At 76.3% G+C, this 9,857-nt stretch carries 11 protein-coding genes; 4 read left to right on the top strand and 7 right to left on the bottom strand.

All coding sequences use genetic code 11. The features are described from left to right. A partial coding sequence (locus tag BI06_RS50510) for a maleylpyruvate isomerase N-terminal domain-containing protein (protein WP_199523265.1) occupies positions 1-282 on the bottom strand: 282 nt, incomplete at its 3' end. Next, positions 279-1,196 carry an alpha/beta hydrolase gene (locus BI06_RS10140; protein WP_043467095.1) on the bottom strand — a complete coding sequence of 306 codons (918 nt, stop codon included), beginning with the start codon at positions 1,194-1,196 and terminating at the stop codon, positions 279-281. The genes BI06_RS50510 and BI06_RS10140, both read right to left, overlap by 4 nt. A 154-nt stretch (positions 1,197-1,350) precedes the next feature. Here BI06_RS10140 and BI06_RS10135 point away from each other — a divergent pair, with 154 nt between their 5' ends. Then, positions 1,351-1,995, top strand: a complete 645-nt coding sequence (locus tag BI06_RS10135; protein ID WP_043467092.1) for a TetR/AcrR family transcriptional regulator — start codon at positions 1,351-1,353, stop codon at positions 1,993-1,995. A gap of 40 nt (positions 1,996-2,035) precedes the next feature. Here BI06_RS10135 and BI06_RS10130 read toward each other — a convergent pair whose 3' ends face one another. From BI06_RS10130 to BI06_RS10115, 4 genes are all read right to left on the bottom strand, one after another. After that, the gene (locus BI06_RS10130; protein WP_043467089.1) at positions 2,036-3,376 is read right to left on the bottom strand and encodes an amidase; all 1,341 of its coding nucleotides are present in this window, start codon (positions 3,374-3,376) and stop codon (positions 2,036-2,038) included. Between the two features lie 49 nt (positions 3,377-3,425). Then, positions 3,426-3,701 (bottom strand): hypothetical protein, encoded by a 276-nt coding sequence (locus BI06_RS10125; protein ID WP_051740615.1) that lies wholly within the window; start codon positions 3,699-3,701, stop codon positions 3,426-3,428. Positions 3,702-3,795: 94 nt separating this feature from the next. Continuing rightward, positions 3,796-4,896, bottom strand: a complete 1,101-nt coding sequence (alc, locus tag BI06_RS10120) for an allantoicase (RefSeq protein WP_051740614.1) — start codon at positions 4,894-4,896, stop codon at positions 3,796-3,798. A 59-nt stretch (positions 4,897-4,955) separates the two neighbouring features. Then, positions 4,956-5,873 carry a LysR family transcriptional regulator gene (locus tag BI06_RS10115; protein WP_369826080.1) on the bottom strand — a complete coding sequence of 306 codons (918 nt, stop codon included), beginning with the start codon at positions 5,871-5,873 and terminating at the stop codon, positions 4,956-4,958. A gap of 158 nt (positions 5,874-6,031) precedes the next feature. Here BI06_RS10115 and BI06_RS53325 point away from each other — a divergent pair, with 158 nt between their 5' ends. Continuing rightward, positions 6,032-7,027: an LAETG motif-containing sortase-dependent surface protein gene (locus BI06_RS53325; protein WP_030392297.1), complete on the top strand. Its 996-nt coding sequence runs from the start codon at positions 6,032-6,034 to the stop codon at positions 7,025-7,027. A gap of 103 nt (positions 7,028-7,130) precedes the next feature. Further along, entirely contained in the window at positions 7,131-8,198 is a 1,068-nt protein-coding gene (locus BI06_RS10105; RefSeq protein WP_043467086.1) for a hypothetical protein, read from the top strand. 20 nt (positions 8,199-8,218) lie between these two features. Here the strand turns inward: BI06_RS10105 and BI06_RS10100 are convergent, their stop codons facing one another. Further along, the gene (locus BI06_RS10100) at positions 8,219-8,872 is read right to left on the bottom strand and encodes an ATP-binding protein (protein ID WP_030392299.1); all 654 of its coding nucleotides are present in this window, start codon (positions 8,870-8,872) and stop codon (positions 8,219-8,221) included. Between the two features lie 228 nt (positions 8,873-9,100). Between BI06_RS10100 and BI06_RS10095 the strand changes: the two genes are divergently transcribed. Continuing rightward, the coding region (locus BI06_RS10095) for a hypothetical protein (protein WP_158516412.1) at positions 9,101-9,857 on the top strand (757 nt) is incomplete at its 3' end.

Here is a 9,857-nt window from a genome sequence, read left to right as displayed (position 1 = left end):
CGCGCCGGCGGTGGCGAACGCGGCGGTCAGCTGCTCCGCCGACCGCCGGAACGCGCCCGCCGGGTCGCCGTGGACCGGGACGTCGCGCCAGCGCGCGAGGTCCGCCCCGGCGCCGAGGGCGGCCGCGGCGAAGCCCCGGTGCTGGCCCACCGCGTGCTCCAGCAGCCGCCGCAGCGGCCAGCCCGCGCACGGTGTCGCCAGCACCAGCTGCTCCGGCTGCACGGTGTCCACCACGGCGGCGGCCAACTCCAGGGAACGGGTGTGCAGTTCGAGGAGTTTCATACCGCGCCCACCGTCGTCCCCGGTCCGTCCGCGCCCCGGCGGCCGGGGCCCGCCCCGGAGTCGGCCCCGGCGGCCAGGAAGCCCGTCACCTGGTCCAGCACGGTCGGCTCGCCGAGGATCCGGCGGTGGCCGAGGCCCCGGGTGGCCAGCAGTTCCAGCCGCTCCCCGTACGCCGCCCGGAGCCGGTGGGCGTGCGAGAACGGGACCACGTCGTCCTCCTCGTCGTGCGCGACCAGGATCGGGAGGTCGATCTCCCCGGGCTCGCGGGCGGCGTCGAAGTGGGTGCGGATGTCCGCCACCCCGGGGAACATCGCGCCGCTCGCCTCCCGGCGGCGCAGCTCCCGCTCCACGGTGGCGTTCAGGCCCAGCCGCTCGCAGAACGCGGTCGGCAGCCAGGAGAGCTCGGAGGCGCCGGAGAAGGCGACCAGCCGCTCCGCCCGCAGGCCCTCGCGCAGTGCCAGGAAGGCCGCGTTGACGCCCAGCGAGTGGGCGACCACCGCCTCGAAGCCGCCGTACTGCTCCTGGAGCCGCAGGGCGACGGTCCGGTGGTCCAGCACGGTGGCCCTGCGCCCGCCGGAGTCGCCGTGCCCGGGGGCGTCGTAGCCGACCGCGGTCAGGCCGAGCTCGCGCAGCCGGGGCACCAGGTGCGCGAAGCGGGAGGCACGGGAGCGCCAGCCGTGCATCAGCAGGACGGGCCGGGCGCCGTCGCCCCAGCGGTGGACGACCACCCGCACGTCCCCGTGCCGGAGCGTCCCGGTGACGGCCCGGTCGTGGACCTCGCGCTCGCCGGGGCGGAGCCGGCTGCGGCGCAGGGGGTGGCGGTAGAGCTCGAAGGCGGCGCGACCGGCGAGCCGGGGGGCGGCCAGCGAGGCGGTGTTCAGGGTGGTGCGGATCAGTGCGACGGCGGGGTCCATGCGGAACTCCTGTGGGTGCCGAGGGGCAAGAGAGCCGAACTGGGCGAGATATTAGCACGACCGTTCGTGCTATTTTCAGATCGGAGGACGCTCCCCGCTACCCTGGCCCCACGGACGGAAAGGCCGGGGAACGGCCGGAGGACTGGGGTGAACGGTGGCCGCATCGACCACGGACGGACGGGTGCAACGCGGCGAGGAGACCCGGCGGACGGTCCTGGGCCGGGCCGTCGCGATCGCCTCGGTCGAAGGGCTGGACTCGCTGTCGATCGGCCGGCTCGCCACCGACCTCGGCCTGAGCAAGAGCGGGGTCTTCGCCGGCTTCGGCTCCAAGGAGGAGCTCCAGCTCGCCACCGTCCGGGCCGCCCGGCGGATCTTCGCCGACGCGGTGCTCGCACCGGTCCGCGACGAGCCCCCCGGCCTGCGCAAGGTCCGGCTGCTCTGCGAGTCCTGGCTGGCCTACTCGCGCGCCCGGGTCTTCCCCGGCGGCTGCTTCTTCTACGAGGTGAACGCCGAGTACGACGCCCGGCCCGGCCCGCTGCGCGACGCCCTGGCCGCCAACTGGCGGGAGTGGCACGCCACCGTGCTCGGCCTGGTCACCGAGGCCCTCGACACCGGCGAACTGCGGCCCGACGCCGACCCGGAGGACATCGCCTTCACCCTGATCGCCCTGCTGGAGAACGCCAACCCGCAGGCCCTGCTGTTCGACGACGACACCCCGTACGACCGGGCCCACCGCGCCGTGCTGCGCCGGCTGCGCTCGGACGCCACCGACCCGGACGGGCCCGCGTTCACCGCCTGAGGCCCGGCGCCCATCACCCCGGGGCGCACCCGGTCCCGCCTCAGGCGCCGTCCAGCACCCGCTCCAGGACGGCAGCCAGCGCCAGCAGCCGCTCGTCCGCCCCGGCCTCGCCGACCACCTGGAGGCCGAGCGGCAGCCCCGCCGCCGTCACCCCGGCCGGCAGGCTGAGCGCGGGCAGTCCGGCGAAGCTCCACGGCAGTGACATCACCGCGCTGCCGGTGCTGTCCAGCCCGAGCGGGGCCGGGCCGGTCGCCGAGGGCGCCAGCAGCAGGTCCACCCCGGCCCGCTGCCGACGTTCGGCGAGCCGCTCCCGGAAGGCCGTCCGGGCACGCAGCGCGGCCGCCCGGTCGGCCGGGTCGACGGTCCGCCCGTGCCGGATGCTCGCCGCCGTCTCCGGCCGGTAGAGGTCGCCGAAGCGGGCGAACCAGTCGGTGTGGCTCGCCGCCATCTCGAAGCGGTTGACCGTCTGCGCCTGCCGCTCCAACTCCTCGAAGTCGGGCAGCAGATCGAGCCTGCGGACCGTCAGCCCGCGGGCGGCCAGCAGCGCCAGCTGCCGGTCGAACGCCTGTCGCGCCTCCGGTCCGGCCCGGTCCAGGTACGGGCCCACCGGGACGCCGAGCACGGGTGCCCCGTCCGCCCACGCCCCTCCGCTCGTCCCGTCGTCCGGCCCGGCCGCGTGGTCCCAGTCGTCGCACAGCAGCGGGGCGGCCAGCGCGGCGCCCGCCAGATCGGCGGTGAACAGGCCCACGGTGTCGAAGCTCGGCGCGTTCGGGAGCACGCCCGCCGTCGGGATCCTCCCGAAGGTCGGCCGGAAGCCCACCACACCGCAGTAGGCGGCCGGGCGGACCACGGAGCCGATCGTCTGGGTGCCGATCGCCAGCGGCACCAGTCCGGCCGCGACCGCCGCCGCCGAACCGCTGCTGGAGCCGCCCGGGGTGTGTTCGGGGCGGTGCGGATTGCGGGTCCGGCCGGGCGCGCTGCCCGCGAACTCGGCGGTCACGGTCTTGCCGGCGACCAGCGCGCCGGCCGCCCGCAGCCGGTCCACCACGGTGGCCTGCGGCCCGGCCAGGACACCCGGGGGCAGCAGCGAACCCCCGTGCGTGGGAAGGCCGTCGACGTGCACGATGTCCTTGATCCCGACGGCCACCCCGTACAGCGGCGGCGCCTGCGCCGGGTCGGGATGGCGGGCGACCAGCGCCCGGGCCTCGGCCTGCAGCCGGTCGGCCCGGCCCGGTTCGGGGACGAAGGCGTGGATCAGGGGGTCCACCTGCTCGATCCGGGCGCAGAGCCGGTCGACGTGGACGGCCGGGGTCGGCACACCGGCCCGCAGCGAGGCGGCCTCACGGACGAGCGAGCGGGGCCGGACCAGGGACTTGTCCATGGCGCCCACGGTAGCCCCGGGCCCTCCGGGAGCGCGCCGCCGCCCCGGGTCAGCCCGTCGGCCAGCCGGCTTCCGGCTGCTCGCCGGGAGGTCCCGGCCGGTGCTCGTCCCCCAGGTAGGGGGACTCGCGCAGGACATAGGCGCCGCAGGTGTGGCAGCAGAGCTCGGGGGTGTGCCCCCAGTCCGTCGCCTCCCGGGCAGGCGCCGCCGCGTCGATCTCCCGGCCGCACATCGCCGCGTCCTCGCCGCCTCGGACCATGTGCCACAGCCGCACCCCGGCGGACGCGCCGCCGGCGCCGAACTCGGCCCGCATCTGGTGCATCATGCCCCCATCGTCCGGCGGGCCGCCAGACCCGGCAAACGGAGCGCGGCCCGCCGGGCGGCCCCGGGTCGGACCGGGGCCGCCGGACGGGACCGGGTCAGACCAGCCCGCCGTACAGCCGCAACCGGGCGATCCCGCCGTCCGGGAAGACGTCCAGCCGGACATGGGTGGCCGGGCGCGGGGTGTCGACCACCAGCCGGTGCACGGCGTCCGGCTGGAGCCGGGTGCGCGGCACCAGTTCGAACCAGGCCTCGGGGTCGGCGCCCTGCTCGTCCCGGCCCGACAGCGCCGCCCAGCCGGCCGCGTTGCCGACGTAGTAGCCGGTGTCGACCTCCACCGCCCGGACCGCGCCCCGCCCGGCCAGCCGCAGCCGGACCCAGTCGTGGCCGTCGTCGCGGCGCCGCCGGTTCTCCCAACCGTCACCCATCGCACCGGACTTGCCGGGCAGGGCGAGGTTGACCGGGGAGGAGAAGAAGCGGTCCGAGGCGTCCTCGACGGCGCCGCCGTTCTCGACCGCGGCCAGGTCGAAGGTGCCGAGCGCGGCCAGCCAGGCCGGTTCCGGACGGGCCTCGCCGTGCACCCGGAAGCGGGCTATGCCGCCGTCCGGGAACTGGCTGAGCCTCAAGTGCGTGAAGCGTCGGCCCCCTTCGACGGCAAAGCCGTTGGCGGCGTGGCCGCGCACCGGGGAGCGGGGGACCAGCGGATGCCACTCGGTCTCCGGGGACAGCAGCTCCTCCGGGCCCGGGGTGCCCGGGAGTTCGGCACCCTCGACGCCGATCTGCTGCGGGTAGTTGCCGCGGAAGTGCGCGGTGTCGACGACCACGCCGTGCACAACTCCCGGCACGCCCAGGCGGATCAGCGCCCAGTCGCGGTCCTCGGCGGTCGGGTGCGGGTGTCCGGCGCCGCTGCCGCGCCGCCGCCTGGTCTCCCAACCGTCCATGATCTGGCCCTTGTTGCCGAAGGTGTGCGGGCGGAACTCGGCCGCGCCCGGCAGCAGCAGGTTCTCCCGCTCGGCGAACAGCTCGTCGTTGGCGGCGACGACCGCGCCGCCCAGTCGGCGGTCGGCGAGGTCGACCAGGCCGGTGAAGGGGAACTCGGCGGAGCGGTAGTCGGCGTAGGGGTTGCCGCCCCCGTACGGCGGGGCGTCGGCGTCGGACAACTGGTCGGGACGGGGGCCTGGGTTCCGTTCGGTGGTCATGCCCCCACCCTCACGCTGCGCAACCGCTCAGGTCCATCACAAAGAACTGAGCGAACCGTTCAGTTCGGCTGAAGGGTCCCGGCGACGGCCGTCAGCTCCGCGAACACCCGGCGCAGCGGGGGCGTCCGCTCCGTGCCGGCCCGGACCGCCGCCACCACCCGGCGGGTCGGCAGGTCCGCCGGCAGCGCCCGGACGACCGCCGCGCCGCCCCGTCCGGCCGAGGCCAGCCGCGGCACCAGCGCCACCCCCAGTCCGGCCGCCACCATCGCCAGGATCGCGGTCCAGTCCGCGGCGGTGTGCGCGCGCTCCGGGGTGAAGCCGGCCTGGGCGCAGGCCGCCGTGGTGATCTCCCGCCAGGGCCCGGCCGCGCCGTAGATCCACGGCTCCGCCGCGAGGTCCGCCAGCCGCAGCCCCGGCGTCCCGGCCAGCGGGTGCCCCGGCGGCAGCGCGACGTCCAACGGGTCGCTGAGCAGCTCCGTCTCGACGAATCCGGGGCCCCGGCCGACCGGTCCGACGGCCAGCGACAGCGCCAGGTCGACGTCCCCCGCCGCCAGCAGCCGGACCGCCTCGTCCGCCTCGGCCTCCAGCACCCGCACGGTCAGCCTCGGCGCGGCCTCGCGCAGCCGGGCCACCGCCGGAACCAGCAGCCCGGTGATCGCGGTGGCGAAGGCCCCCACCCTGACCTCGCCCGCCTCGCCGTGCAGATAGCCGGCCAGCTCGGCCTCGGCCCGCTCCAGCTGTCCGAAGACCACCGCCGCGTGACGCAGCACCAGCCGGGCCGCCGGGGTCAGCCGCACCCGTCGGCCGTAGGGCTCCAGCATCGGCGCACCCACCTGCCGGGCCAGCGCCGAGATCTGCTGCGAGACCGCCGAGGGCGACAGATGGAGCCGCTCGGCCGCCGCCGTCACCGTCCCGCACTCGTCGACCGCCCGCAGCACCCGCAGCCGCCTCAGGTCCCACTCGCCCACCGCACCCATCGCGCCAGGGTAGGCCGTCGCCGACCGCATTCCGGGCCCCCGGGGCGGACACTTCGCCCACCCTCCGATATGGTGCCGCTCCTGCGACGCGCCGGTGATCACACCAAGGCGCCAAGTCGCCCATATTCGGACAGACTTCATCAAGCTGGAGCAAGACCGTGCGCACTTCCCGCCTTCTGGCCGCGTCCACGCTGATCGCGCTCTCCCTCGGCGCGACGGCCGGCACGGCCACCGCCGGCGCCGCCGCCGTCTCCCCGGCCCCGACCACGGCGGCCCCGACCAGCGCGGCTCCGACGACCGCGGCCCCGACCACGGCGGCCCCGAGCGGCTCCCCGAACGCCGGCGGCACGCCCACGGCGCCCACCTCGCCGAACCCCTCCACCTCGCCCAGCGCCTCCACCTCGCCGTCGGCCACCGCGACGAAGCCGACCACCCACCCCACGCCCCCGGCACCCACGTTCACCAACCGCTGCCAGGGCGGCGTCCACGGGGGTGACAACCTCAAGACCACCGGCACCGGCCTCTGGGGAACCACCCTGGTCAAGGGCGGACCGGCCCAGGAGGTCCAGGTGACCTTCGAGAACACCACCGGCGTGGACCTCGCCAAGTTCTCGTCCAGCATCTACATCACCGACAACGGGAACGAGCGTCCACTGGACTGGCGGACCGACTTCTTCACCGTCCAGCTCCGGCTGCCCGGCTCGGACTGGAAGCCGGCCGAACTGGTCGACCGCGCCATCAACACCGGGACCCACAAGATCGCCAAGGGCGAGAAGCTCACCATCCAGTTCCGGATCGCCGCCAACACCGCCCCCGTCGGCGACTACGGCGGCACCGTGGGCGGTGGCTCCGAGGCCTTCGACAACACGCCGGACCTCCCCAAGCCCGCTTCCACCCTGCCGAACAGCTGCACCCACTACGGCAACTACTACGAGGGCGACTTCAAGGTAGCCGACAAGTCCTCGTCCACCACCGCCGCCGCCACCCCCCTCAAGGCGACGGCCTCGCCGTCCGCGGTGAGCGGCCCCCACCTGGCCGACACCGGCTCCAGCTCCAACACCCTGCCGATCGCCCTCGGCGGTGCCGCCGTGCTCGCGGCCGGTGCCGGGACCCTGTTCGTGCTGCGCCGCCGCAAGGCCGGCGCGCACAGCTGACGCTCCACCGCCGGAACGTCCGAAGGGTCCGTACAACCGTGCGGACCCTTCGAACGTCCCCCATGCGCAAGCGGTTTCGCCCGACCTTCACCGGAGCTCCCCTGTGCGCACTTCCCGCCTGGCGGCCACCGCCACCCTGTTCGTCCTGACCGGCGGCGTGCTGGCCGGCGGAACCACCCTCGCGGCCGCCGTCGACGGCAGCCCGTCGCCCTCGGCGAGCGCGACGGCCGAGCCGACGGCGACCGCCACCACCACGGCGACGGCCACGGCCACCACCGGTGAGCCCACCCCGACCGCCTCCGGCACGGCGACACCGTCGGCCTCCGACACGCCCTCGGCCACGCCGACCTCCTCGGCCCCCGGCACCGCGACCGCCACCCCGTCGGCCACCTCGACCCTGCCCGCCGGCTGCGAGTCCGAGTACCAGGTCGCGATGCCGACCCACGCCGTGCCGACCGCGGCGACGCTGGTCAGGGGCGGCCCGCCGCAGAACCTCGCCTTCTCCTTCTACAACAGCAGCGACACCGTGCTGACGGACTTCCGGATCACCTACCGGATCGAGGGCCCGCAGGGCAGCGCCCCGTTCAAGCCCCTGGTGAGGATCCAGGGCGGCCCCTTCACCCCGGTCGAGCCGAACGACGGCACCGGGACGACCGCCATCGGCTCCTTCCAGGTCCCGGCGCACGAGATGATCACCGCCGAGCTGCAGTTCGCCGACGGTCCGGGCCCGAGCGCCGGGGACTACGGCGTCACCGTCGCCGGTTCCTCGGAGGTGCTCCCGTACGGGGTGGGCCCGGTCAATGTGAAGTACCGCTGCAACCGGCTGCTCGGCTCGCTGACCAGCAAGCTCACCCTCACCGAGCCGGACCCGGTCACCACCGCCCCGACCGTGGGCGGCTCCCCGACGGCGTCGGCGACGCCCACCACGAGCACCTCACCGACCGCGTCGCCCTCACCCTCCGCCACCGCCGCGGGCACAACCCCCGGCACCCCCGGCACCCCCGGCGGCGACCCGACCGGCCCCCGGCTGGCCGGCACCGGCGCGAGCTCCGGCAACGTGCCGCTCGCCGTCACCGGCGTTGTGGCGATCGCCCTCGGCCTCGGGGCCGTCGTCGTCGCCCGCCGCCGCAACCGGACCGCCACCGCCGCCACCCCCACCACCCGCGACTGACCCCGGCCCGCCCGCCCCGGCTACGAGGCCCGGCGCAGCAGCGCGCCGTCCTGCCACTTGAGGATCTTGTCGAAGCTGACGATCGCCCCCCGCAGCGGATGGTTGCGGAGCTGGACGTGGTCGGTGAGGGCGTGGATCAGGAAGAGGCCCCGGCCGGACTCCGCGGTGAGGTCGGGCAGGGCGTCCAGGTCCACCGGCCGGAAGGTGGGCACCGGGTCGGCGGCGGGCGGCAGGACGTGGGTGTCGTACGGGCGGCCGTCGCGGCGCGGGCGGTGGGCGGTGAGCAGCGAGGCCGGGACGGTGGCGCGGCCGCGCCGGGCCCGGCGGCGGGGCTGCGCCCGGCCCGCCGGTCGGGCGGGCGGTGCTGCGGGGACGGCGGCGGGGGCCGGACGGCGGGCCGGGCGGTCGGGACAGGGCAGGCCGGGACCGGAGTCGGTCACCTCGATCCGCAGCAGGTCGCCGCTGATCGAGGCGGTGACCTGGTAGCCGTCGTCGGGCCGCCCGCACGCGCCGTGCTCGACCGCGTTGGCGCACGCCTCGCTGAGGGCGACGCCGAGATCGTGGGCGATCTGCGGATCGACGCCCGCGGTCGCCATCGCGCCGAGCAGTATGCGGCGCGCGAGCGGCACGCTGGCCGGGTCGCGCTTGAGGTGCAGAGTCCACCAGATGTCCACGGGAGGTCCCTCCTGGCTGCGGCTCCACATATAACGAGGTATCTCCGGGTGGTGCGGAGGTGAACCGTGCCGAGGGCCCGCTACCGCCCGTTCGGCGGATGGACGGGGGGACAGGCATGTGCCGAGCAGCGCACACCGGGGGCCGTGCGCGGGGCCGAACGGGGCATTCGTAGGGATTTCCCACCCTGCCGATCCGGTGGGTGTGGGCGATGAGATGATGTCCCGGCCATGAATGCCCCAGCCGCCGCCCCGCACCCGGGCGCCCCCGCACCGGACGCGCCGGTGGGGGCCGCCGCCTGGGACCTGCGGCTTGCCCGGGCGGTTCCGTTCGCCCTGGTGTGCACGCTGATCGCGGCCGCGGGGCACGCGTTCGCGGCCGGCGGCGAGGTCGCCCTGCCCACGCTCGCGGCCGGGTTCGCGGCCGTACTGGTGCTCGCCACCGTGCTCGGCGGGCGGGAGCGCTCGCTCGGCGCGATCGCCGGGGCGCTGGGCGCGGGCCAGTTCGGGCTGCACCTGCTCTTCCACTCCTACGGCGGCCACGCGGCGGCCGGCGCGCACCACCACGGCGGCCCGCTGGGCTCCGGCCCGCTGACGCTGCCGCAGGTGGCCAGCCGGCTGGTCTGCAACGAGGCCCGCCCCGGCACCCTGCTCGGTCTGCCCGGGAGTCCGACCGCCGAGCAGGTGGTGGCCGGCGCGGGTCTGGACCCGCAGGCGTACGCGGCCGCGCCCTGGTGGCAGGGCGGCGTGCTCGGGATGACGCCGGCGATGCTGGCGGCCCACCTCGGCGCGGCGCTGCTGGCCGGCTGGTGGCTGCGGCGCGGCGAGGCGGCGCTCTGGCGGCTGGTGCGGATCACCGCCTCGGCCGCGCGGAACCGGGCGGCAGAGCCGCTGCGGACGGCGTGCGCGCTGGCCGCGGTGCTGCTGCGCGGTCTGCTCGGCCTGCCCGGCGGACCGGTCCGCCGGTCCCGCGGCCGCGGCGGGGGCG

The sequence above is a fragment of the Kitasatospora sp. MBT66 genome, from assembly GCF_000710405.2.
Taxonomy (GTDB): Bacteria; Actinomycetota; Actinomycetes; order Streptomycetales; family Streptomycetaceae; genus Kitasatospora; species Kitasatospora purpeofusca.
The sequence above is the reverse complement of the archived record's forward strand: the minus strand, read 5'-3'. Positions and strand labels throughout refer to the sequence as shown.

What these genes read in the sequence shown, in the direction of transcription:
- BI06_RS10140 (WP_043467095.1), bottom strand. Translation starts at nt 1,196, where the DNA reads ATGGACCCCGCCGTCGCACTGATCCGCACCACCCTGAACACCGCCTCG.
- BI06_RS10130 (WP_043467089.1), bottom strand. Translation starts at nt 3,376, where the DNA reads ATGGACAAGTCCCTGGTCCGGCCCCGCTCGCTCGTCCGTGAGGCCGCC.
- BI06_RS10125 (WP_051740615.1), bottom strand. Translation starts at nt 3,701, where the DNA reads ATGATGCACCAGATGCGGGCCGAGTTCGGCGCCGGCGGCGCGTCCGCC.
- alc (WP_051740614.1), bottom strand. Translation starts at nt 4,896, where the DNA reads ATGACCACCGAACGGAACCCAGGCCCCCGTCCCGACCAGTTGTCCGAC.
- BI06_RS10115 (WP_369826080.1), bottom strand. Translation starts at nt 5,873, where the DNA reads ATGGGTGCGGTGGGCGAGTGGGACCTGAGGCGGCTGCGGGTGCTGCGG.